Origin of the sequence: Aquimarina sp. AU119 (assembly GCF_900312735.1) — a bacterium.
Taxonomy (GTDB): Bacteria; Bacteroidota; Bacteroidia; order Flavobacteriales; family Flavobacteriaceae; genus Aquimarina; species Aquimarina algiphila.
Genome location: NZ_OMPF01000022.1, coordinates 303,863 through 327,935, shown reverse-complemented (window position 1 = coordinate 327,935; position 24,073 = coordinate 303,863). Strand labels below are relative to the sequence as shown.

The following is a 24,073-nucleotide window of genomic DNA, read 5'->3' as shown; positions in this document are numbered from 1 at the left end:
AGATTCCAACTAAGTTGGAATGACATAATAATGAAAAAGAAAGTATTATTTATAGATCGTGATGGAACGATTATCAAAGAGACTGTGGATGAACAAATAGACGCGTTTGAAAAAATGATGTTCTACCCCAAAGCATTTACCTATTTAGGAAAAATAGCTCAAGAATTAGATTATGAATTGGTTATGATTACGAATCAAGATGGTTTAGGTACCGATTCATTTCCAGAAGATACCTTTTGGCCTGTTCACAACTTTATAATGTCATCCTTCGAAAATGAAGGGGTTGTATTTGATAAAGTGTTTTTGGATAGAACATTTCCTCATGAAAATGCAAATACTAGAAAACCAGGAACAGGTTTATTGACAGCGTATTTTTCAGAAGATTATGATCTTGCTAATTCTTTTGTAATAGGGGATCGTCTTACAGATATGGAACTAGCTAAAAACCTAGGAGCAAAGGGTATTTTCATAAATGATAATACAAATCTGGGTACAGACGAAATTACAATCAAACGAGATGAACTCAATGATTTTATTGCTTTAGAAAATAACGATTGGGAAAAGATATATGAATTTTTAAAATTAAAAGATCGTACCGCAGAAATCTCCAGAAAAACTAATGAAACAGACATTTTTATTAAGTTGAACTTGGATGGAACAGGTAAAAGTGATATATCTACTGGATTGGAATTTTTTGATCATATGTTGGATCAAATTGCAAGACATGGTCAAATGGACCTGGATGTAAAAGTGAATGGAGACCTTGAAGTAGATGAACATCATACCATAGAAGATACAGCAATAGCACTAGGCGAAGTGTTTAGTGATGCTTTAGGAGGTAAGCTGGGTATAGAACGTTATGGTTTTTGTTTGCCGATGGATGATTGCCTTGCACAGGTAGCTATTGATTTTGGAGGTCGCAACTGGTTAGTTTGGGAAGCAGATTTTAATCGTGAAATGATTGGTAAAATGCCAACAGAAATGTTTTTTCATTTTTTTAAATCCTTTACAGATGGTGCTAAAGCTAATTTGAATGTAAAAGCTGAAGGAACAAATGAACATCATAAGATTGAAGCAATTTTTAAGGCTTTTGCTAAAGCGATTAAAGTTGCTGTGAAACGTGATTCAGAGAAAATGATTTTACCTAGTACAAAAGGAATGCTATAATAAACCCTTTTGTCATTCTGGCGTAGGCCGGAATCTATAAAAAAGTAAAAGTTTTAATTAAAAAGATTCTGGCCTACGCCGGAATGACAGATCTAATGAAAATAGTAATTATAAACTACGGGGCAGGAAATATTCAATCTATAAAATTTGCAATTCAACGATTAGGATACGAAGCTCTGTTAAGTGATGATCCACAAGAGATCAAATCAGCAGATAAAGTGATCTTTCCTGGAGTAGGAGAAGCGAGTAGCGCAATGCAGAAGCTTAGAGCTTCAGGGTTGGATAATTTAGTGCCAGAACTCAAACAGCCTGTATTAGGGATTTGTTTAGGAATGCAGCTTATGTGCAGATATACAGAAGAAGGTAATACACAAGGATTAAGTATTTTTGATACAGATGTAGTTCGTTTTAATAATGAAGTCAAAGTACCACAAATAGGATGGAATCAAATTGAAAATCTGAATTCACCTTTATTTGAAGGTATAAAAGAAAAAGAACATATTTATCTTGTACATAGTTATTATGCCCCTATAACAAAAGATACGGTTGCAGAAACTCAGTACGGAATAAAGTATAGTACGGCTTTACATAAGGATAATTTTTATGGAACTCAGTTTCATCCTGAAAAGAGCAGCGTTGTAGGAGAGAAAATTCTTTTTAATTTTCTTAGTATCAAGTAAATAGTATAAAGTAATTATAAGTTTTATTTTGGTGGTATTAGATTTAAATGAATAAATATCAAGAATTAAAAATATGGAATAAAGCAATGGAATTGGTGGAAGAAGTATATGCTTTAACAAAAAAAATACCAGATGAGGAGAAATTTGGATTAATATCTCAAATAAAAAGATGTAGTGTTTCTATACCATCAAATATTGCAGAAGGAGCTGGTAGGAATTCTAATAAAGAGTTTATTCGTTTTTTAAGTATAGCAAATGGTTCTACTACAGAACTAGAAACTCAATTAATTTTAGTTATAAGACTAAAATTTACATCAAAAGATAAAGTAGAAAAATTGTTAAACTTATGTGCAGAAATTAAGAAGATGAATTATTCACTTCAAAGGAGTATTGAAAAAACTTAATACTTTGTACTATGCACTTATAACCATAAAATAACCAATGAGAATAATACCAGCAATAGATATTATTGACGGAAAATGTGTTCGTCTTTCAAAAGGAGATTATAACACTAAGAAAATATATAATGAAAACCCGTTAGAAGTAGCCAAAGAGTTTGAAGCGCATGGGATTGAATATTTACATTTGGTAGATCTGGATGGAGCAAAGTCAAAACATATTGTAAATCATAAGGTTTTAGAACAAATCGCATCCAAAACAAACTTAAAGATTGATTTTGGAGGAGGGTTAAAAACAGATAATGACCTTAGAATTGCTTTTGAGAGTGGTGCTAACCAAATTACAGGAGGTAGTATTGCTGTTAAGGATCCAGAAACATTTATTTCTTGGATAGTTAAGTTTGGCGCCGATAAAATAATTTTAGGAGCAGATGCTAATAACGAAAAAATAGCCGTTAGTGGGTGGTTGGAAGAAAGTGATAAAGAATTGATTCCTTTTATTACTGCATATCAAAAAGAAAATGTGAGTTATGTAATTTGTACTGATATTAGTAAAGATGGAATGCTTCAGGGACCTTCGTTTGATTTGTATGAAAGGATATTAAAAGAAACGAATGATCTTAAATTAATTGCTTCTGGTGGGATTTCTACATTTGATGAATTACCAAAACTTGCAACACTTGGTTGTGAAGGAACCATAATAGGAAAAGCTATTTATGAAAATAGAATTAGTTTAAAACAATTAGAAGATTTTATTCTTTCAAAAGCATAACAATGAATCAGGAAGTAGCAAAAGAATTTTCGAAGCAAATCATCTATCGAATGAACGAAAGTACGAGGATGATCACCTTAAGTTTTGAGCAACTTATAGAAGAAGATGTTTGGAAAAGACCAAATGCCAATTCCAACAGCATAGGTAATTTGATTTTACATCTTTGCGGAAACATTACGCAATATGCTATAGCTTCTTTAGGAAATAAACAGGATAAAAGACAAAGAGATGCTGAGTTTGAAGCGGAGGAAGGATATTCAAAAAAAGAGCTTTTAGAAAAACTAATGGATACAGTTGATGAAGCAAAAAATACTATTCAAAATGTTTCTGTATCTGAGTTACTTAGAGAACGAGAAGTGCAAGGGTTTGTATTTTCGGGAATAGGAATCTTAATTCATGTAGCAGAGCACTATTCTTATCATACTGGGCAAATAGCTTTCTGGACAAAGCAATTAAAAGATAAAAAGAGTTTAGGGTTCTATGATGGAATCGATCTCAATATAAAAAACGAATAATAATGCTAACAAAACGAATCGTTCCGTGTCTTGATATCAAAAACGGAAGAACTGTAAAAGGAGTCAATTTTGTTGATCTACGAGATGCTGGTGACCCTGTAGAACTTGCAGAAATATATTCTAATGCTGGAGCAGATGAATTAGTCTTTCTTGATATTTCTGCAACAGAAGAAAGGCGTAAAACATTAGCTAATTTGGTACTAAGAGTTGCAGAAAGAGTAAATATTCCTTTTACTGTAGGAGGAGGTATATCTTCGATAGAAGATGTGGATATTTTACTGCAAAATGGAGCAGATAAAGTATCGATAAATTCTTCGGCAGTAAAAAACCCACAATTAATCAATGATTTAGCAGGTAAATTTGGATCTCAATGTATTACGGTGGCTATAGATGCAAAACAGATAGATGGTTCCTGGAAAGTACATCTTGTAGGAGGTAAAGTACCTACAGAACTGGATTTGTTTGATTGGGCCAAAGAAGTTGAAAAACGAGGAGCAGGAGAGATTCTTTTTACTTCGATGGACAATGATGGTACCAAAGATGGATTTGCTAATGAAGCATTGTCTAAGTTGTCATCAACATTAAATATTCCGATAATAGCATCTGGGGGTGCCGGTACTATTCAACATTTTGTTGATACTTTTAAAGAAGGCAAATCTGATGCAGCATTAGCTGCCAGTGTCTTTCATTTTAAAGAAATTGAAATTGAAACGTTGAAAAAAGAATTAAGGAATAATGATATTCCTGTACGATTATAACAAATTTGTAATTCCGGTCCTTCGACATAACTCAGGATAAACTAAAGGCTGAAATTCAAAACATAAATTTAATTTAAAAAAATCCAAACCTACAAAGAGAAGATAGAACGATGAAAATAGATTTTAATAAAAATGACGATGGTCTCGTACCTGCTATTATTCAGGATGCCTTGACTAAAAATGTATTAATGTTGGGGTATATGAATGAAGAGGCATATACAAAGACTATAGAGACTAAGAAAGTTACTTTTTTTAGCCGCTCAAAACAAAGATTATGGACAAAAGGCGAAGAGAGTGGTAACATTTTACATCTTGAAGACATTAACAGTGACTGCGATAATGATACGTTGTTGATTTTGGTTACTCCAGAAGGACCAACTTGTCATACAGGATCAGATACATGCTGGAATGAAGATAATAATCAATCTTTTGGTTTTTTGTCTGAATTAGAGGGAGTTATACGAGATAGGAAAGAAAATCAAAATGATGAAAATTCTTATGTAGCTTCTTTATTTAGAAAAGGAATCAATAAAATAGCGCAAAAGGTTGGTGAAGAAGCGGTAGAGGTTGTTATTGAGGCAAAGGATGATAATGAAGAATTGTTTTTAAACGAAAGTGCAGATTTATTATTTCATTATTTAATACTTCTTCAGGCAAAGGGATACACTTTGAATGATATTGTAAATGTTTTAAAAACAAGGTCGTAGTTTATTGTATTGAAAATTGTTATACGTTAAAGCCATTATGCTTTTACTGGTATGTAATATTTTTTTTTAATTTCGTAAGCTAAACTAATCAATTTTGAAACCTATAGATAAACTACTACTTTTTACATTTCCCTTTTTTTTTATTTTTCAGATAACATTTGGACAATGTGATCTTGGGTTGATCACAATAGAAGAATGTGACATGGAGAATGTAGATTTTGATGGGATTAATGGTCCAGATGGGATTATTAATTTGTATACGGAAACAGGTACTACTCCTATGGATGGTGTTTGGAGTATAGATCCCGAATTTAATGCTGCATTTGATGCTACTACTGGTAATTTATCAATGTGGGAGTTAAAAAAGGCAACCACTCTTATTACACAAAATGATTACTTTTTTGAGTTAAGAAATGCAACTTGTGGTGATGTTCCATTTAGAACAGCCAGATTGATTTTAGGGCCATATTCTGGTATTGCTTTACCTCCTTCAGGACCGCTAAATATAAATGCACAGGGATGTGATTCTGAAGGATTTAATTTATTTAGTGCTTTTGCATTAGATGATATCACTCCATCACCTCATTCTAATGGGGAATGGACATATAATGGAACAAGTTCAAGTTTTTTACAAATTGTTGATTCAAAACTTTTTGTTGATATTCCTTATCAACCAGGGATTCCCTTAGTGGATCAAGAGGTTTTTGAAGTAACCTATACAGTTGGTGGTATTTTAGGATGTTCAACTTCGCAAAGTACTACAGTACGAATAGCCATGGTACGACAGGTCGATCCGGGAATTGGCGAATCAATAGCAATTTGTGAAGATGATATGTTGGCCGGAGTCTATGATGCCGATATAAATTTACGAGATGATGAATATCTAGATGGAGAAGATATCGAAGGAATATGGTTATCGGAACCTACAGGAGAAATAGATGATGAGTTAGATTCTGTAATTAACTTGAGAACTATTTATGATAATCTAATTGATGGAGGTAATAATTTACGATATGGATGCATGAGGTATGATTTTATCTATGCAACAGAACAACGATCTGCAGTATGTATCGATAGAGAAGCAGCAGTTAGTTTTATTTTTCATGAACAACTCAGACCATTTAGTCAGTCAGATCCTCCTCCTGCTATTTGTAATAATGTACTTTCTGGCGATCTAAATTTATTTGACTTATTAGAATTTACTACAGAAGGAAGTTTTGATTTTATTTATGCAAATGATAATTATGTGAATTGGAGGTTTATTTCTGGACCATCAGGTTCTTCAGGAAATTTAGGTCTACCCGAAAAACCAGAAGTTTCCGTTTTACCTCCTTATGAATTCTATTTAGGAAAAATAAATACCTTCGGAGCAGAACCAGGAATATATATTTATGAGTATGCAGTAAGCCCAAAAATAAATTGCAAGGTAAATAATGAAGTTTGTGACCCATATGCTACCATTGGAGATGTTTTTTATTGTGAACATCCTTGTGACGTTATTACTGCTCGTGTAGAAATTCAAATTTTCGCACCCGATTATCCTGGAGAAGATACTAATACCAATATTTGTGAAACTTTAGGTCAAGTTGATTTAAGAAGTTTGTTAAGAACAAATGGAACTTCAATTGTTACTACTGGTGTTTGGACTAATTCAGCAGGAGATGTTATCAATAATACTTTTGTTTTTCCAACAAGTGATGTAGCGCAAACATTTAATTTTACCTATACAACAGTTAGTACCGGAGGATGTACAGAGACTGCAGATTTAGCACTGACCATTAATAAATTACCTAATGCTGGAGAAGATGGAAGTACAACAGTTTGCTCTGATAGTTTGACAGTAACTCTTTTTGATCTCTTAGGGGGTACTCCAGATACAACAGGTACCTGGACTGGCCCTTTTGGATATGTATCTACGGATCATTTAGGTGTTTTTGATACTAGCGATGATATGTTACCAATTCTTGGTGCAGGAATATATACATATACTGCACCTGCAAATGCAGGTTGTTCTTCTTCAGATTCAGCTTCGGTAGAAATAACGATTGTCGACCCCATAGAGATAGGTGATGATGTAAATGAATCATTTTGTAAAATTGATGGCAGAGTAAATTTATTTTCTCTTTTAGATCGAGATACAGCACGTACTGGTGTTTTTGAAGATACCGATAGTACAGGAGCTTTAAGCGCAGACGGGGTATTAGAATTCGCAACACTTACTAATGCTATTTATAATTTTAGATATGTGGTAAGAAATGCCGCACCATGTGATGAATCATCTCTAAATGTTTCTGTTCAAATTATAGATTTACCAATTCCAAATGTACCTGCCCAAGAATTTTGTATCCTTGATGCAGTTCGATTAGAGGATATAGAGGTTGATGTATTAAATTATAATTGGTATGCTACGCAAGAAAGTGAAACACCTATTATAGATAATCCAATTCTCTTGGATAACCAAGTGTATTATATAGCAACCGTAGATGTTGATAACTGTGAGTCTGAACGCCTTGAGGTGATGATCACAATATTAAATACTGGAGAAAGGTCATCAACAGGAGAGCTATGTACATTGGATTTTCAGGATGGAGTTTCTCCTAATGGAGATGGTCAAAATGATACTTTTGATTTACTGATAGAAGAGGTGTATAATATTCCAGAAGCATTTCCCGATTTTGATATAAAAATATTTAACCGATATGGTAGCCTTGTATATGAAGGAAATAATAATACAGAAGAGTTTAGAGGAGAAAGTAATGTGTCTGTACGATTAGGAGATGATCTTCCCTCTGGCACGTATTTCTATATTTTTTCTCCGAATTTTGAAAATAATATTCCGATACAAGGAAGTTTTTACTTAAGCAGATAAACAAATGAAGTTAAAATTATTTTTTGTTATAACCATAGTTTTCTGTTTGGTAATACATGCGCAACAGGAACCACAGTATTCTCAATACATGTATAATATGAGTACGGTGAATCCAGCATATGCTACAGCTCAAAGTGGTCTGATTTCTACAGGGCTTTTGTATAGAAGACAGTGGACAGGTATTGAAGGTGCACCACAAACGGCTAATGTATTTGGTAATATTCCTATGAGTGAAAAAATAGAATTAAGTGTTAATTATGTAAATGATAGGATTGGCGATGCTATTCCTGTGAATAATGATTATATAAACATAGATTTTGCATATATCACTAAGATTTCGGATCAAGCAAGGTTATCTTATGGATTAAAAGCGGGGGTTAATAATTTTAAAATTGACCCATCAGGTTCTAATGTAGCATCAGATCCTGCATTTGCTGATAATACGTCAACAACACAATTAAATATTGGAGCGGGCTTGTATTTGTTTACTAGTAATTTTTATGCTGGTATTTCTTCTCCGAATTTGCTTCCCAGTGATATTGATATTGATGGTATTGGAGTTGCGCAAACAAAAACACATATTTATGGTATTGCTGGTTATGTGTTTGACTTTGTTGACGAAGTTAAATTAAAACCTTCGATGGTGATTAAACAAGTTTTGGATTCTCCTTTAACTTTTGATCTGTCGTTAAACTCATTAATATATGATAAATTTGAATTAGGAGTTTCTTATCGATATACAGATTCATTCATAGCATTAGCAGGATTTAATATCACTCAAAACCTTAAAATTGGATACTCTTATGACTTTAGTGTAAGTGATTTAAGTGGTTATAATGATGGAAGTCATGAGATAGTAATGCTATTTAATTTTGATTTACTGAAGTTCAGTAATAAATATTCCTCTCCAAGATTTTTCTAAATAATGATAAAGACTAAAATAGTACTGATAATAACAATACTGATCACTCAGTTTACCTTTTCACAAAAGAAAAGCAGAGCTGATCGTTTTTTTGAAAAAGGAGATTATATAAATGCAGCGGAGCACTATGAAGAAGAATTAAATCAAGAAGGATATACTAAGAGTATTCTTGAAAATATTGCAACATCATATTACAATACATTTCAGTTTAAACAAGCATATAGATATCTTAAAGTTTTGACCTCAGGTAAATTTTATGGTAAAGATAAAGCCTATGATAATGGTTATAATTTTATGATGTATCAAGTGCTTTCTGCCTTGGGTGAATATGAAAAATCCATAGAATATCTTTCGTTATATAAAACAAATAATGCTGTACGTGATTTTAGTACATCAGATGCAATTTCTACTATAGAGGATTTTAAACTAAAAGATGATGATTATACTATAACTAGTGCGTCTTTTAATTCTGAATCTTCAGAATTTGGAGCAATTAAACAAGGTGATACAGTATATTTTGCTAGTGATAGACAAGCTTATAGTCCATTAGATAAAAAGTATAAATGGACACATCGACCTTTTTTGGATATTTATACAGTAAAAGTTGATCAGGATAATAATCCTGTTTCAGAAATAGAAAAAATTTCAAAAGAAATAAATTCAAAACTTCATGAAGGAAATTTTTGTTTTACCGCAGATGGAAATACAATGTATATATCTAAAAGTAATTCAGAGAAAGGAAAAAAGAAATTCGATAGTATAAAAAATAATTCAGTACATCTTTATAAAGCTATCAAAATAGACGGAAAGTGGACTACCCCTGAAAAATTAGATTTTAATGATGTCAATTATTCTGTTGTGCATCCATCATTAAGTGCTGATGATAGTAAGTTATATTTTAGTTCAAATATGCCTGGTGGGTATGGAGATTTTGATATTTATGTAGTTGATGTTAATTTGGATGGTACTTATGGAGCACCAACAAATCTTGGTCCATCAATAAATACAGAAAATAGAGAGCAATTTCCTTTCATTTCAAGAGAAGGTAATTTGTTTTTTTCTTCAAATGGGCATTTAGGTTTGGGCATGATGGATATTTTTGTTTCAGAATTGGGAGGGCTTATAACTCCAATTAATTTAGGAGCCCCTATCAATTCTAGTTACGATGATTTTTCTATGACGTATTATAATGATACCGATGGTTTTTTTGCTTCAAACAGAAATAAGGTTGGAGACGATATTTATACCTTTTCTCAGATCGGAGATATTTTTCCAAAAGAATATAGAGCTCGTTTTGAAGTTAGAGATTATGCATCTGATAGTTATATAGCAAATGCAGATGCCATTTTGTACAATAATGATAATGAAAAAATTTATGAAAGCCAGTTGGATTCTATAGCTGCTTTTGACCTTAAATTATTTCCAGGAAGATATAATTTTAAAGCTTCTGCCGAAGGGTACAAAACTAGAACAAAACCTTTGGTCGCAAAAGAAAAGGAAGAGGAGGTGTATGTGATCTATTTGGATAGAGTAGGTAAGAAGGATGAGATCACTACCACAGAAGATAATAATAGTAATAACTCTAGAAATACCAGTAGTTCAAATAATACCGAGCGTACAAAGATCGATGAAAGTTCCACAGAACGTAAAAAGGAAGAGATCACAAAGACAAAACTAAGAGAAACTCTTCTGGCTGATAAAGATGGACCACCGGTTATAGAAAAGAATGGTAAACTTTACTTTAAAATGCCTCCTATTTATTTTGATTATGATAAATGGAATATACGTGCAGACTCCAAAAAAGTATTAGACAAACTAGCACTTAAATTAGAACGTTATAAAACGGTGTATATTAAAATAAGTTCTCATACAGATAGTAGAGGAACAGATTCCTACAATCAGGTTTTATCAACAAAACGTGCAGAGTCAACACGTAATTATCTTGCACTTGTGGGATATGTGAATGCTAGGAGAATGAAGTTTATCGGATTTGGAGAATCTCAACCACTTATAGACTGCGATAATAAAGCATGTACAGAGGATGATCATCAAACAAACCGAAGAAGCGAATTCGAGATCGTTAAGTTTTAGTATACATCTATAATGTTTTGTTTTCTAATAAATTAAATTGTACTTTTGCACTCCTTTTTAGCGAGTAAGAGAGTGTAAAAAGGGTTGCATATAAATAATTTTAACGCTTCTGTATAATTTTCGCATTGATTCTCAGTAATATACAGGATACAAATTTTATCTTCAATGTCTGAAGAAACAAAAAACACAGACGTTCAGGAAGTAGAGAAGCCAGCAGTAGCTGAAACTCCGCAACAAGCAAACCCTGAGCAATTTCTAAAAGATTTTAACTGGCACAACTATGAAGAAGGGATAGATCCTATCGCTGATTCAAAACTTGAAGAGTTTGAAAAGTTAGTAGCAGAAAATTTTGTAGATACTCTAAATGATGAAGTAGTAGACGGAACCGTAATTAATATTACTGATCGTGATGCTATCATCGACATTAATGCAAAAAGCGAAGGTGTTATTTCGTTAAATGAATTTCGTTATAACCCAGATCTTAAAGTAGGTGATAAGGTAGAAGTTTTAATAGATGTGCGTGAAGACGCTACAGGTCAATTAATTTTATCTCACCGTAAAGCTCGTGTAATCAAAGCATGGGATAGAGTAAATGGTGCACATGATACGGGTGAAATCGTAAACGGTTTTGTAAAGTGTAGAACCAAAGGAGGTATGATCGTTGATGTATTTGGTATTGAAGCTTTCTTGCCAGGTTCTCAAATTGATGTGAAGCCAATCCGTGATTATGATGCATATGTTGGTAAAACAATGGAATTTAAAGTGGTAAAAATAAATCACGAATTCAAAAACGTTGTTGTATCACATAAAGCGCTTATCGAAGCAGATATCGAGGAGCAGAAAAAAGAAATTATTGGTCAATTAGAAAAAGGTCAAGTATTAGAAGGTACTGTTAAGAATGTTACTTCTTATGGTGTATTCGTTGATCTTGGAGGAGTTGATGGATTAGTACATATTACAGACCTTTCTTGGTCAAGAATTAATCATCCAAATGAGATTGTTGAACTTGATCAGAAATTAAACGTGGTAATCTTAGACTTTGATGAGGCTAAAACACGTATCCAATTAGGTCTTAAGCAATTAAAACCACACCCATGGGAAGCTCTTGATAAAGAACTTAAAGTAGGTGATAAAGTTAAAGGTAAAGTAGTTGTAATTGCAGATTACGGTGCATTTATCGAAGTAGAAGAAGGTGTTGAAGGATTGATTCATGTTTCTGAAATGTCTTGGTCTACACACTTACGTTCTGCGCAAGATTTCGTAAAAGTTGGTGACCCTGTAGAAGCGGTTATCCTTACACTTGATAGAGAAGAGCGTAAAATGTCTCTTGGTATCAAACAATTAACTCCAGATCCTTGGACAGATATTACTACTAAATATCCTGTAGGTTCTAAGCATAACGGTATCGTTCGTAACTTTACTAACTTTGGTGTGTTTGTAGAGCTTGAAGAAGGTATTGATGGTCTTATCTATATCTCTGATCTTTCTTGGACTAAGAAAATTAAGCATCCATCTGACTTTACGAATGTTGGTGATACTCTTGATGTAGTTGTTCTTGAACTTGATGTAGAAGGACGTAAGTTAAGCCTTGGTCATAAGCAAACTGAGGAAAATCCTTGGGATAAATATGAAACTGAATTTGCTTTAGGAACTAAGCATACAGCTGCAATTGGAGAGATAGTGGACAAAGGTGCTACTATTGACTTCAATGAAGATATCGTTGCATTTGTTCCTTCTCGTCATCTTGAAAAAGAAGATGGAAGTAAATTGAAAAAAGGTGATGAGGCAGAATTCCAAATCATTGAATTCAATAAAGAATTCAAAAGAGTGGTGGCTTCTCATACAGCTTTATTCAAAGAAGAAGAAGCTAAGATCGTAAAACAAGCTGCTAAGAAAGCGGCTAGTTCATCAGAGAAAACTACTCTTGGTGATATCGATGCATTAGCAGATCTTAAAGCTAAAATGGAAAAAGGAGGAAACTAGTTTTCTTATTTTTCAATATATAAATTAAGACCGCTCTTTTGAGCGGTCTTTTTTTTATCAAACTAAAAAGATGGAATTCTTTAAAGATTTGAACTTATATGATTACAACAATTGAATAACCCTATGAGGTTTTAATTTTTCACAGAAAACAGTGAAATAATTGTGATTCATAATATAGAATTTAGCATCAAAGCAATTCAATTATGAAAAAAAAAGTGTTCATACTCTTAATGGTATTTACTATAGGGATTAATGGTTTATGCGGCCAAGAACAAGATCTTTTGGTGATATCTCAGCATAATTTTAAGGTGTATAGACGTGTGGTTGATAGTGTTTTTTATATTATAAGTGAACATAAGAAAAAGAAACTATATGACTCACTAGTTTATGTTTCTATAGTGTGTAATGATTTTGTACAAATATTAGATAGCAAAGGAAATGTTTCTTTTTTAGATTCAGAATTAAAAGAAATAGACATATCCAATGTAGTGTGTTCGGCTATTCCTTGTATGCCAACATCTTCGAATCAATATTATATTGAAGAGGAAGAAGGAGAGTTTCGTGTATTTGCAAAGTACATTGATGACGGAAATGCAAAGTATAAGGATGACCCTCAGCCTGTTGTAGTAACCGTTATTTCAAAAGAAAATGCAGATGACGTATATTTCTTGAACTCTAGGAGATCATTAACTACGTATGATTGCCCTTCAGGTGCATATGTTTCGCCAGTGTTTATCATAGAAAAAAATAAAAAATTTATAATCCAAGATCTATATAATCTTACGGCACGACCAATACGTTTTTATGATACTGTTTTTATAGATAGAAGCTCTAAGATTAGAGTGAAAAAAGATGGCTTTTATGGTTATCATGGCGTTACTGTAATCAAGTATTCTCGTTTAGATATTTTTGAATATAATTTGGCTTATTTTGAATTACAAAACGGAAAGCGGGGATATATTGATAGAAGTGGGAATGAATATTTTATAAAATAATAATAAGTCATTGGTACTAAAAATCAGTGCAATTTTTTTTAAACCTACCCGTTTACAGTGGCTTTTGTTAAGGGTGAACATGTTTAAAATTTGAATCTTTTCCTTTCACTCTTTCCTCCGTACATACTGTAATTGCTATAACCCATAAGTTTTTAATTTATGTTATTGTTTTTTGGTTAAACTTCTTAAGTCCTCCTTTATTTTTAATTGACTTTTGATAGATGGTAAATACCCACTGAAAAAGGGGGTGTGATTTTCACTAGTATTAGCCTGATTTTGGAAGAAAAACCTCTTGATATTTGCATTGCAAAAGAATCTTAATTGTTTTTTAAAATGAAAAGTATTAAAAGAAAAATAGTAGTAATCTTGAGTTTTTTAATAACCATTCAGGCGAATGCTAAAGAAACTAATATCTTGTCTATTTTAACAAATGACAAAGAGATAGAACGTGTAGAAGAAAAGAAGTCTCGTAATGAGCCAAAAACTAAAAAAATAGAAAAGATTTCTAAAGTTACAAGTTTTCATTCTGTTAAGAAATGGAAAATAACTATAGAATATACTGATGGTGGGTTTATGTCTAAGACTATTGTAGTTAAGGAAGCTACTGAATTGAGTCCTCTGGAAACTGCATTTGCAGAAGCAGAAAAGTATCTTGAGGCCTTTAATAATGTAAAAGAATATAGCGTTTCTCCAATATCTGATAATTCATTTGTTCTATTATTAGAAAAATAATATTGGGATAGTACAATCTATAAAAAAGGGTATTTTATTGAATATAAAATACCCTTTTTTATGTCTTCATTAAAATCTTCTGATTATTTATTTATAATTTTTAGTTTTTAATTGGTATAAACATGCCTTTTGATTGTGATTGTTTGGGGTATGTTATTTAGAAATTGGATTGTATTATTCTAAAATTTCACTACTTTTGTATTCCAAATATCCATTTGGAGATTATGAGTCAAAAATTACTACTTAGTGCAAAAGAGATCGATATAATTCTGCACCGTTTGGCTTGTCAATTAATCGAAAATCATACACATTTTGAGCATACGGTTTTGATTGGTGTTCAGCCTAGAGGAATATTTTTAGCAGATAGAATTAAAAGGATTTTAGAAGAAGATTATAAGTTAACTAGTGTAAAGCTAGGATACCTTGATATTACATTTTATAGAGACGATTTTAGAAGAGGAGAAAAACCTTTGGAAGCTAATAAGACTAATATTGATTTTGTGGTTGAGGACAAACGTGTTGTATTTATAGATGATGTACTGTATACAGGACGAAGTATTAGAGCAGCTTTAACAGCGATGCAATCTTTTGGAAGACCACAGGAGATTGAATTATTAACACTGATTGATAGACGCTTTAGTAGACATTTACCAATACAACCAAATTATAGAGGTAGACAAGTTGATGCAATTAATCAAGAGAAAGTAAAAGTGCATTGGGTGGAAAATGAAGGAGAAGATGCTGTGTATCTTGTTGGTTAATAGGTTCTTTTTGTCAATAGACTAAAATTATAAATTAAAATAGAAAATGAGCGAATTAAGTGTAAATCACTTACTAGGAATCAAATATCTAAACAAAGATGATATTAAGCTTATCTTTGAGACAGCCGATCATTTCAAAGAAGTGATTAATCGACCAATTAAAAAAGTTCCTTCGCTTAGAGATATCACAATAGCTAATCTTTTTTTTGAGAATAGCACACGAACAAGATTATCTTTTGAACTAGCAGAAAAACGGCTTTCTGCAGATGTAATTAATTTTTCTGCGGCTTCTTCTTCTGTTAAAAAAGGAGAAACGCTTATTGATACGGTAAATAATATCCTGTCTATGAAAGTAGATATGGTGGTCATGCGTCACCCAAATCCGGGGGCAGGAGTTTTTTTATCAAAACATGTTGGAGCTAGTATCGTAAATGCTGGAGATGGAGCACATGAACACCCAACACAAGCTTTGCTGGATTCATATTCAATACGCGAACGATTAGGGGGTGTAGGCGGTAAAAAGATAGTAATTGTAGGAGATATTTTACACTCAAGAGTAGCATTATCTAATATTTTTGCATTAAAATTACAAGGGGCAGAAGTAAAAGTCTGCGGACCTAAAACTTTAATTCCTAAATATATAGATAGATTAGGTGTGGGGGTAGAAACTAATCTCAAGAAAGCGTTAGAATGGTGCGATGTGGCTAATATGCTACGCGTGCAAAATGAACGAATGGAAATTAGTTACTTCCCTTCAACAAGAGAATATACTCAACAATTTGGGGTCAATAAAAAAGTATTGGATAGTCTTAATAAGGACATTGTAATAATGCACCCAGGACCTATCAACCGTGGAGTAGAAATCACGAGTGATGTTGCTGATTCTAATCAAGCCATTATATTAGATCAGGTACAAAATGGGGTAGCAGTGAGGATGGCAGTAATATATCTTTTAGCTTCAAAAATTAAACGGTAATTTATGATTTTTAATAAGGAAGGTTCTACGACTATAATAACACAAGAAAAAACCACAATCGTTGAATTTGTTAATGGAATGGAGAGTAAGTATGATACGCTTAAAAACGATAATATTATCGTTAATTTATTTTCATTAGCAAAAATTTCAGTAAGTGATTTAAATGAGTTTTTAAGAATTTCTAATACTCACAAATCAGCTAATCACTCTTTTGTGATTGTTACAAATAAGGTTTCATATGATGAAGCCCCTGCTGAAATAACAATTGTGCCTACTTTACAGGAAGCGTATGATTTGGTAGAAATGGAAGAAATAGAAAGAGATCTTGGTTTTTGAGAAAACTAATTTTTTTTTGTAATTTCTTATATTAATTTTCGTCTCATACATTATGAAAAGATTAGCCCCAATTTTATTAGTAGCATTTGTTATGCTTTTTTCTCAGAATCTTAAAGCTCAGGATTGGAAATATGATTTGGATGAAGCGCTAGCTTTAGCCAAAGAAAAAGACCAAAAAATTGTATTGTTTTTTACTGGATCTGATTGGTGTCCTCCCTGTATCAAGCTAGAAAGAAACCTATTATCTAGTGAAGAATTTGCAGCTTTCACTCATCAAAAGTATGTTTGGTTAAGAGCTGATTTTCCAAGGCGAAAAAAGAACAAAATCTCACAAGAGCAAAAAAATAAAAATAAAGAATTAGCAAAGCGCTATAATAAAAAGAAGCAGTTTCCAGCGATTTTAATCCTTAATAAAGAAGGAGTTGTTCTTGGTGCTACAGGATATAGAAGTGATTTGGATGTACAAGGTTATATATCTTTATTAACTTCATTCGATTCTTTTGGGCATTAGATTGATTTATAATTAAGATTGAATTATATTCACAGCCTATTTAATAAAGAGGAAAGATAATTTTGAAAATTACGATTTTAGGATGCTATTCAGCAACTCCAAGAACTTTTACGAATCCAACATCACAAGTTTTAGAAATAAATAATCATATTTTTTTAATTGATTGTGGAGAAGGCACCCAAGTAGAATTAAGACGAAATAAAATCAAATTTTCAAGAATTAAACATATTTTTATTTCGCATCTTCATGGTGACCATTTCTTTGGTTTGATTGGTTTGGTGTCTACATTTAGACTACTAAATAGAGATATACCGTTGCATATTCACGGTCCTAAAGGGATTAAAGAAGCAATTACGCTTCAATTGAAACTTTCAAATTCCTGGACAGATTATCCGTTGCATTTTCATGAATTGACTAATACAGAGTCAGAAATAGTTTTTGAAGATGAAAAGGTAGTCGTAACGACCATACCCTTGCAACATAGAGTATATTGTAATGGCTTTTTGTTTCGTGAAAAATCAGGTGATAGAACATTATTGATTGATAAGGTGTTAAACTATGCTATTGATAAAGCATATTATAGATCTATAAAAAAAGGAAAAGATGTAGTTTTGGATGACGGAACAGTAATTTCGAATAATGAACTCACTAAAGATCCAAAACCAGCAAAAAGTTATGCGTTTTGTAGTGATACAAAATATGATGAAGCAAAAATCCCCTTAATTAAAGATGTTTCTGTGCTGTATCATGAATCTACATTTTTAGAAAGCCATAAACATTTATGTGCCAAGACAGGGCATAGTTCTGCAATAGAAGCAGCAAGTATTGCTAAGAAGGCAAATGTTGGAACTCTAATCTTAGGACACTATTCTACAAGATATGATAATATTGAGTTGTTTAGAGATGAGGCAAAAACTGTGTTTCAAGATGTTAAAATAGCAGATGATGGTAAAGTTTTTGAATTTTGATTTTACAGTTATCAACTTTAGGCAAAAATTGTTAGTTCGTTTATTACTTTCTATTTTTTAAAATAAGTAAATTGCACTATATTTTTGATTATGAATAGAGATCTGACGGCATATAGAAAATCTTATGAGAAGAGTTTTTTAGAAGAAAGTGATCTTCCGGAAACTCCTATTTTACTCTTTTCTCAGTGGTTCAAAGAAGTTGAAGAAAAGGGTGGAGTGGAAGAGACGAATGCTATGACAATTACAACTACAGGTTCTGATGGTTTTCCAAAAGCAAGAATTGTCTTGTTAAAACATTTTGACGATAATGGGTTTGTGTTTTATACCAATTATAATTCTGAAAAGGGAAAGGCTATAGCATATAATAACAAAGTGTGTATTTCTTTTTTTTGGCCCAATCTGGAGCGACAAGTGATTGTTAAGGGGGTAGTAGAAAAAATAGATAAACAAGCTAGCTTAAAATATTTTCGTTCTCGCCCCAGAGGTAGTCAGATAGGAGCTTTGACCTCTAATCAAAGCGAAATTATTGAATCAAGAACTGAACTAGAAAAAAAACTTAAATCTTTAGAAGACGAATATCACAATAAAGAAATACCTATGCCAGAATCTTGGGGTGGATATCGCATACAACCTATAGAATTTGAGTTTTGGCAAGGAAGACCTAATCGATTACATGATAGAATTAGATTTTTTATCAAAAATGAGGATTGGGAAACAGTAAGACTGTCTCCTTGATAATACTAGTTAACTAGTTACATAATAACAAAACTAGATCTTCTGTTCTTTTGATATTGATCTTCTGAACAATCCTGACCATCTTTACAATCATTCACAGGTTGACTTTCTCCAAAACCTATATAGGAAAGTATTCTGTTTTTAGAAATGTTTTTACCTAGAAGATAATTGTAAATTGATTCTGCTCTTTTTTGAGAAAGAGTTAGATTATAATTTTCACCTCCTCGGCTATCAGAATGTGTTTCTATTTTAATAACCATATCTGGGTAGTCCTCATTCATAATTTGAACAACTCTATCTAACTCCTTTTCAGCCTGCGGAGTTATGTTCCACTTATCAAAATCAAAATAGATTTCATTTAGATCAATAAGGTCATTTATCGTCTTGGTTAATTTTATTTCTGATTTTAATGGAGATTTCGGAGTAGTCTTTGAAGGCACTACATCACCGGGTGCTATACCGCCACTTTGAGTATTGTTAGATTTATCAACTTTATCAGATTCGCCAGGTATTACCGCTGCAAAATGGTTATTCATTTTCTTTTTAGGAATAGAAGCAAGACGATTTGCATTAGGACAGTTTAATTCACTAATATCTATAGCAAGCTTAAACTGATAAAAGTCTGGTAAGTTACATGAGTTGATATGGTTATATCCCTTTGAGTACTTTACTGTTTCATTTAATGTTCCATTAAATTCAGCAGTTATAGGCTGATCAACAACTAAGATGTCATCTATAGTATTGATAGATTCGCACCCAGTGTCTACAATAACATTATAACTTATTTTAAACGGTTCACTATCAGTTTTAACCATTTTATTTGGTACACTAAAACTCAATGTTCTCGTTGCATCATCAAATTTTGTCTTGATTTTTTTAGAAGGTAATACTAATGACTTTTCAGAAAATATTACATTCTTAGGCAGAATGTCTTTAATGATTGTATTTTTTGCATCATCATTACCATCGTTGTGTATTTTAAGATGGTATGTTATTTCTTGTTTTGGAGCTAAAACATCTTCTGGGTGAATATAAGTATCATTTGCAGTATACTTAGACCTTTTAACAATATGTATAGCGGGTTCATATATTTCTATACTAAATGCTACAGCGGTAACAGAATATCCATCGTTATCTGTTAATAATCTAAATTTTGCTTCAGTTTGATTGTTGCCAATGATACTATTTCGTACATTCTTTATATTAAATAAATCAGCATCGTATCCTAAGGTGTTTTGACTTGCAGGAACTCTTGATTTTACATTCTTTCCATTTTCAGTGATATTTGCGTTGAAAAAGTTATTCATTGGATTAGTTCCATCTGCAAGACTTTTGTATTTGCCTGTTTCATTAGACATAGCCTGAAAACGATCTCCAATAATTCCTTTATCTCCTTCATAAGAAATAATACCTATTTTTCCATTTACAGCACCATTTGGGATAGTCTGAAAATTGTTAAAAGAAAAGGCTACAGGTTTAGCTTTGGAGTCAATATTTACAAATCCATCATAAACATAGAATCTTTTTCTTGGTTTAGCATTATCCTCATAAATAACAACCATTGTCCATCCACCAGCTAATCCATTGCCCAGGATTGGATCATCATTTACTTCAGTCGTAGTTGCTGGAATATTAGCAACCGTATAGGTCCCTTGAGGGTTTTTTAGATTTAAAACATCCGAAGTAATATCTTTATAACAAGAATATTGTTGAAATAAAGATTCTTTATCCTTATAATAGTCATGGATAATTTTTCCGTTTGTTATAGTGGAGTATGTTTCTTCTCCTGGATATTTTATTTTGATTGATGTGATATCATGTTCACGATTGGCATCAGCATATGACGCTGTCCAATACAAGCCTACATGTTTTATAGCATTACATTCAGATTCGATATTAAGATCAGCACTGCTAGAGTTAAAAGTAGATGTATCATTATCGATATCGATAAATCCCATTTTGAATTGATTGTTTAATCCACCATTATTATAGCTTTTATTGGGATCAAAAACACCAGATCCGTCATCATTACTTACTTTACCTAAAATTGTATTGGATACAAATTTGAAATCCCCTTTAAGCGTTAATTCAGTACGCTTTTTAAGAGGCACCTCTACCTGGCCATATATAATTGAAGTACTAAAACAATATATGACGATAAGTAGGAATACGTTTTGAAACTTATTATAGTTTCTATTTTTAATAATCACTTTTTCCACCTTTTTCATTTTTAATAGCCCTATTCATATTATGATAAATCTGTATACATAATGTTTGGGGGGAAACACTCTGATTTAAGGGAAAACCGTATGTAAATTTATATTTTAACATTTGAATTTATAAGAAAAAAATCATGTTTTCGATGTAAACACTATTTTTACCGATTAAAATCAGTTAGATATTACGTTCATTTTCATTAATTTAGCGATTATGTCAGAATAAAAGAATTCTTTTATAACTCTTTCTTATAATTTCTGAAACAAAGAATCTTACCTATTAATATTCGTATAAAAAATATTTTTTGTGTTCTTATACTAAGATTTGTAAAAGCTTATGCTTAAACTTGTATAAAATAACTTTGTTTCTTCAAAAATAGTATCTGGTTCATGAAAACTTTATATATAATAAGACATGCAAAATCTTCATGGGAGTTTGATGTTACTGATGACAAAAGACCACTTAATCAAAGAGGCTTGAGTGATGCTGATTTAGTTGGTAAAGAGCTGAAAGCCATAGTGAAAACTGTAGATAAGGTATTGTGTAGTCCGGCAGAGAGGGCGTATAGTACAGCAAAAATTATACTTAGTCATTTGGATATATCTAAAGATGTATTTAGTTTAGAACCAAATCTTTATGATTTTGATGGTACTATGGTAATGGACGTTATCAATAGCTGTGATGATGAGATTAAAACTTTGATGATATTTGGGCATAATCATGCGTTTACTTCAATAGCTAATTTTTTAGGAAGTAAGCAAATAGATAATCTACCTACTGCAGGAGTTGTGGTTATAGAGTTTGATACCGATAAATGGAAAGATTTACCTGTAGGAAAAACCCTATTAACAATTTACCCTAAATCCTTGAGATAATGCAGGAAAATACTAATAATCAGTATATTAATAGAGAATTAAGTTGGCTGCAATTTAATGCAAGAGTGTTGCAAGAGGCTTCTGATGATACGGTTCCTCTACTAGAAAGATTACGTTTTATAGGAATATTTTCTAATAATCTTGATGAATTTTTTAAAGTAAGATATGCTACAATTAAGAGAATTGATTTAGCAGGAAAAGACGGTAAGAATGTACTAAAAGGGAATACAGCAAGTGAATTGTTAGATAAAATTACCAATATTGTAATTAAACAACAATCAGAAAGTCTTGAGACGATTAATACCATTAAAAGTAAGCTTGAAGACCATAATATTTTTATTATTGATGAGAATCAGGTTACCGAAGACCAGGATGCTTTCATACGTAGCTATTTTATTAACAAGGTTAGTCCAGCTTTAGTAACTTATATACTTAACGATCTTGATAAATTCCCTCATTTAAAGGATAGTGTTGCATATTTGGCAGTTAAACTGGTTTTAAGAGAGAAAATACCTAAAGAAGGAAGGATTTCTAAAATATTACAGCAAACGATAAAAGAAAGGATATATGCATTAATAGAAATTCCGAAAAACACTGATCGATTTGTTGTATTACCAGAAAAGGATGGAAAACAGTTTATCATAATTCTTGATGACCTTATTAGATATTGCATGCATATCAACTTCAGTATTTTTGATTATGTGAGTGCATCTGCACATATGATTAAAATTACTAGGGATGCACAGTTGGATTTTGATAATGACCTGAGTAAGAGTTTTATTCAGAAAATATCAAGCAGCGTAAGATCTCGTAGAGATGGAGAACCTGTTCGTTTTGTATATGATAAAACTATAGAAAAAGACACCCTTGCATTTTTAATGGAAAAAATGGGAGTTGATAATACTGATAGTATTATTCCGGGAGGTAGATATCATAACCGAAGAGATTATATGAATTTTCCTGATTTAGGGAATTCAGATTTGGTGTATCAGCAAATAAAACCATTAGATATTCCTGGACTTGCTCTACAGGGGAGTTTATTAGATAGAATAGCCAAAAAAGACTTTTTACAATATACACCCTACCATACTTTTGCCTATACGGTAAAGTTTTTGAGAGAATCTGCGATTGATCCTAAAGTAAAAAGTATTAAGATTACTATTTATAGATTAGCTAGTATTTCTCATATTGCAAGTTCTCTTATAAATGCTGCTAAAAACGGTAAAAAAGTTATTGTAGAGATCGAATTGCAAGCCCGTTTTGATGAAGCTGCAAATATTCGATATGCAGAACAAATGCAGAGAGAAGGTGTCAATCTAATTTTTGGAGTAACCGGGTTAAAAGTACATTGTAAAGCCTGCGTGATAGAGCGAGAAGAAAAAGGTAAGCTAAAAAGATATGGATTTATAAGTACAGGTAACTTTAATGAATCTACGGCCAAAATATATACCGATTATACGTTATTTACTACAAATGAATCTATTTTAAAAGAGACGAATAGAGTTTTTAAATTTTTTGAAATAAATTATAAGATAAATCGCTATAAACATTTATTAGTTTCTCCACACTATACCAGGTCTTCTTTGGTGAAGTTAATAGATGAAGAAATTAAGAATAGTAAAAAAGGTATTCAGGCAAGTATTAGGCTGAAATTAAATAGTTTAAGTGATTATGATATGATTGATAAGCTATATGAAGCCAGTAGAGCTGGAGTAAAAATTGATTTAATCATACGAGGAATTTGTTGCCTGATTCCTGGGATACCTGGAATGAGTGAAAATATTAGAGCAATAAGTGTGATTGATAAATTTCTCGAACATCCAAGATTATATATTTTTAATAATGGTGGAGATCCAAAAGTTTATATTTCTTCTGCTGATTGGATGACTCGTAATTTGGATAGAAGGGTAGAAATCTCTTGTCCTATTTATGATGAAGATATTAAATTAGAATTAATTGATACTTTTGATATCTGTTGGAGTGATAATGTTAAAGGTCGAATGCTTTCTAAAGAGCAGGATAATGCTTACATTAGAAATGATAAAGATAAAGTGAGATCACAAATAGCAACATATAACTATTATTTAAAAAAACTAGGAAATTAA

21 protein-coding genes and 1 pseudogene are annotated in these 24,073 nt (G+C 31.9%); 21 read left to right on the top strand and 1 reads right to left on the bottom strand.

Annotation, left to right across the window (positions count from 1 at the left end; translation table 11 throughout):
• The first annotated feature begins 30 nt into the window (after positions 1–30).
• The 19 genes and pseudogenes from hisB (at position 31) to pdxH (ending at position 18,876) form a co-directional block, all read left to right on the top strand.
• Positions 31–1,167 carry a bifunctional histidinol-phosphatase/imidazoleglycerol-phosphate dehydratase HisB gene (gene hisB / locus DK442_RS19345; RefSeq protein WP_109437538.1) on the top strand — a complete coding sequence of 379 codons (1,137 nt, stop codon included), beginning with the start codon at positions 31–33 and terminating at the stop codon, positions 1,165–1,167.
• A gap of 95 nt (positions 1,168–1,262) precedes the next feature.
• Positions 1,263–1,847: an imidazole glycerol phosphate synthase subunit HisH gene (gene hisH, locus DK442_RS19340; protein WP_109437861.1), complete on the top strand. Its 585-nt coding sequence runs from the start codon at positions 1,263–1,265 to the stop codon at positions 1,845–1,847.
• A 47-nt stretch (positions 1,848–1,894) separates the two neighbouring features.
• Positions 1,895–2,251 carry a four helix bundle protein gene (locus DK442_RS19335; RefSeq protein ID WP_109437537.1) on the top strand — a complete coding sequence of 119 codons (357 nt, stop codon included), beginning with the start codon at positions 1,895–1,897 and terminating at the stop codon, positions 2,249–2,251.
• 37 nt (positions 2,252–2,288) lie between these two features.
• A complete protein-coding gene (hisA, locus tag DK442_RS19330) occupies positions 2,289–3,017 on the top strand; it encodes a 1-(5-phosphoribosyl)-5-[(5-phosphoribosylamino)methylideneamino]imidazole-4-carboxamide isomerase (RefSeq protein WP_109437536.1) in 729 nt (242 codons plus the stop codon).
• 2 nt (positions 3,018–3,019) lie between these two features.
• Complete coding sequence (locus DK442_RS19325) at positions 3,020–3,532, top strand: DinB family protein (RefSeq protein ID WP_109437535.1); 513 nt, start codon at positions 3,020–3,022, stop codon at positions 3,530–3,532.
• Positions 3,533–3,534: 2 nt separating this feature from the next.
• On the top strand, positions 3,535–4,290 hold the full coding sequence (gene hisF / locus DK442_RS19320; protein WP_109437534.1) for an imidazole glycerol phosphate synthase subunit HisF: 756 nt from the start codon (positions 3,535–3,537) through the stop codon (positions 4,288–4,290).
• Between the two features lie 107 nt (positions 4,291–4,397).
• Positions 4,398–4,997, top strand: a pseudogene (gene hisIE, locus DK442_RS19315) (bifunctional phosphoribosyl-AMP cyclohydrolase/phosphoribosyl-ATP diphosphatase HisIE); the annotation flags it as partial.
• 94 nt (positions 4,998–5,091) lie between these two features.
• The gene (locus DK442_RS19310) at positions 5,092–7,866 is read left to right on the top strand and encodes a gliding motility-associated C-terminal domain-containing protein (protein ID WP_235010995.1); all 2,775 of its coding nucleotides are present in this window, start codon (positions 5,092–5,094) and stop codon (positions 7,864–7,866) included.
• A 4-nt stretch (positions 7,867–7,870) separates the two neighbouring features.
• The gene (locus DK442_RS19305; RefSeq protein ID WP_109437532.1) at positions 7,871–8,788 is read left to right on the top strand and encodes a type IX secretion system membrane protein PorP/SprF; all 918 of its coding nucleotides are present in this window, start codon (positions 7,871–7,873) and stop codon (positions 8,786–8,788) included.
• 3 nt (positions 8,789–8,791) lie between these two features.
• Positions 8,792–10,879, top strand: coding sequence for an OmpA family protein (locus DK442_RS19300; RefSeq protein WP_109437531.1), 2,088 nt, complete (start codon positions 8,792–8,794; stop codon positions 10,877–10,879).
• A gap of 165 nt (positions 10,880–11,044) precedes the next feature.
• Positions 11,045–12,862 (top strand): 30S ribosomal protein S1, encoded by a 1,818-nt coding sequence (rpsA, locus tag DK442_RS19295; RefSeq protein WP_109437530.1) that lies wholly within the window; start codon positions 11,045–11,047, stop codon positions 12,860–12,862.
• Positions 12,863–13,065: 203 nt separating this feature from the next.
• Positions 13,066–13,857 (top strand): hypothetical protein, encoded by a 792-nt coding sequence (locus tag DK442_RS19290; RefSeq protein ID WP_109437529.1) that lies wholly within the window; start codon positions 13,066–13,068, stop codon positions 13,855–13,857.
• Positions 13,858–14,190: 333 nt separating this feature from the next.
• Positions 14,191–14,589: a hypothetical protein gene (locus tag DK442_RS19285; protein WP_109437528.1), complete on the top strand. Its 399-nt coding sequence runs from the start codon at positions 14,191–14,193 to the stop codon at positions 14,587–14,589.
• Between the two features lie 224 nt (positions 14,590–14,813).
• A complete protein-coding gene (pyrR, locus tag DK442_RS19280; RefSeq protein WP_109437527.1) occupies positions 14,814–15,350 on the top strand; it encodes a bifunctional pyr operon transcriptional regulator/uracil phosphoribosyltransferase PyrR in 537 nt (178 codons plus the stop codon).
• Positions 15,351–15,396: 46 nt separating this feature from the next.
• Positions 15,397–16,326: an aspartate carbamoyltransferase catalytic subunit gene (locus tag DK442_RS19275; RefSeq protein WP_109437526.1), complete on the top strand. Its 930-nt coding sequence runs from the start codon at positions 15,397–15,399 to the stop codon at positions 16,324–16,326.
• 3 nt (positions 16,327–16,329) lie between these two features.
• Entirely contained in the window at positions 16,330–16,662 is a 333-nt protein-coding gene (locus tag DK442_RS19270; RefSeq protein WP_109437525.1) for a ribonuclease Z, read from the top strand.
• Positions 16,663–16,714: 52 nt separating this feature from the next.
• Entirely contained in the window at positions 16,715–17,173 is a 459-nt protein-coding gene (locus DK442_RS19265; RefSeq protein ID WP_235010994.1) for a thioredoxin family protein, read from the top strand.
• Positions 17,174–17,235: 62 nt separating this feature from the next.
• Entirely contained in the window at positions 17,236–18,141 is a 906-nt protein-coding gene (locus DK442_RS19260; protein ID WP_109437524.1) for a ribonuclease Z, read from the top strand.
• A 90-nt stretch (positions 18,142–18,231) separates the two neighbouring features.
• On the top strand, positions 18,232–18,876 hold the full coding sequence (gene pdxH / locus DK442_RS19255) for a pyridoxamine 5'-phosphate oxidase (RefSeq protein WP_109437523.1): 645 nt from the start codon (positions 18,232–18,234) through the stop codon (positions 18,874–18,876).
• A 17-nt stretch (positions 18,877–18,893) separates the two neighbouring features.
• Here the strand turns inward: pdxH and DK442_RS19250 are convergent, their stop codons facing one another.
• Positions 18,894–21,104 (bottom strand): OmpA family protein, encoded by a 2,211-nt coding sequence (locus DK442_RS19250; RefSeq protein ID WP_109437522.1) that lies wholly within the window; start codon positions 21,102–21,104, stop codon positions 18,894–18,896.
• A gap of 378 nt (positions 21,105–21,482) precedes the next feature.
• Here DK442_RS19250 and DK442_RS19245 point away from each other — a divergent pair, with 378 nt between their 5' ends.
• Together DK442_RS19245 and ppk1 are read left to right on the top strand one after the other, a co-directional pair.
• Positions 21,483–21,968: a histidine phosphatase family protein gene (locus tag DK442_RS19245; protein ID WP_109437521.1), complete on the top strand. Its 486-nt coding sequence runs from the start codon at positions 21,483–21,485 to the stop codon at positions 21,966–21,968.
• Complete coding sequence (ppk1, locus tag DK442_RS19240; RefSeq protein ID WP_109437520.1) at positions 21,968–24,073, top strand: polyphosphate kinase 1; 2,106 nt, start codon at positions 21,968–21,970, stop codon at positions 24,071–24,073. Before DK442_RS19245 ends, ppk1 begins: the two co-directional genes overlap by 1 nt.

Excerpts from the sequence above, each read along its gene's own strand:
- hisA (WP_109437536.1), top strand. The coding sequence starts at position 2,289 with ATGAGAATAATACCAGCAATAGATATTATTGACGGAAAATGTGTTCGT.
- hisH (WP_109437861.1), top strand. The coding sequence starts at position 1,263 with ATGAAAATAGTAATTATAAACTACGGGGCAGGAAATATTCAATCTATA.
- DK442_RS19285 (WP_109437528.1), top strand. The coding sequence starts at position 14,191 with ATGAAAAGTATTAAAAGAAAAATAGTAGTAATCTTGAGTTTTTTAATA.
- DK442_RS19335 (WP_109437537.1), top strand. The coding sequence starts at position 1,895 with ATGAATAAATATCAAGAATTAAAAATATGGAATAAAGCAATGGAATTG.
- DK442_RS19250 (WP_109437522.1), bottom strand. The coding sequence starts at position 21,104 with ATGAAAAAGGTGGAAAAAGTGATTATTAAAAATAGAAACTATAATAAG.
- pdxH (WP_109437523.1), top strand. The coding sequence starts at position 18,232 with ATGAATAGAGATCTGACGGCATATAGAAAATCTTATGAGAAGAGTTTT.
- hisF (WP_109437534.1), top strand. The coding sequence starts at position 3,535 with ATGCTAACAAAACGAATCGTTCCGTGTCTTGATATCAAAAACGGAAGA.
- DK442_RS19265 (WP_235010994.1), top strand. The coding sequence starts at position 16,715 with ATGAAAAGATTAGCCCCAATTTTATTAGTAGCATTTGTTATGCTTTTT.
- hisB (WP_109437538.1), top strand. The coding sequence starts at position 31 with ATGAAAAAGAAAGTATTATTTATAGATCGTGATGGAACGATTATCAAA.
- rpsA (WP_109437530.1), top strand. The coding sequence starts at position 11,045 with ATGTCTGAAGAAACAAAAAACACAGACGTTCAGGAAGTAGAGAAGCCA.
- DK442_RS19305 (WP_109437532.1), top strand. The coding sequence starts at position 7,871 with ATGAAGTTAAAATTATTTTTTGTTATAACCATAGTTTTCTGTTTGGTA.
- DK442_RS19270 (WP_109437525.1), top strand. The coding sequence starts at position 16,330 with ATGATTTTTAATAAGGAAGGTTCTACGACTATAATAACACAAGAAAAA.
- DK442_RS19300 (WP_109437531.1), top strand. The coding sequence starts at position 8,792 with ATGATAAAGACTAAAATAGTACTGATAATAACAATACTGATCACTCAG.
- pyrR (WP_109437527.1), top strand. The coding sequence starts at position 14,814 with ATGAGTCAAAAATTACTACTTAGTGCAAAAGAGATCGATATAATTCTG.
- DK442_RS19245 (WP_109437521.1), top strand. The coding sequence starts at position 21,483 with ATGAAAACTTTATATATAATAAGACATGCAAAATCTTCATGGGAGTTT.
- DK442_RS19325 (WP_109437535.1), top strand. The coding sequence starts at position 3,020 with ATGAATCAGGAAGTAGCAAAAGAATTTTCGAAGCAAATCATCTATCGA.
- DK442_RS19290 (WP_109437529.1), top strand. The coding sequence starts at position 13,066 with ATGAAAAAAAAAGTGTTCATACTCTTAATGGTATTTACTATAGGGATT.
- ppk1 (WP_109437520.1), top strand. The coding sequence starts at position 21,968 with ATGCAGGAAAATACTAATAATCAGTATATTAATAGAGAATTAAGTTGG.
- DK442_RS19275 (WP_109437526.1), top strand. The coding sequence starts at position 15,397 with ATGAGCGAATTAAGTGTAAATCACTTACTAGGAATCAAATATCTAAAC.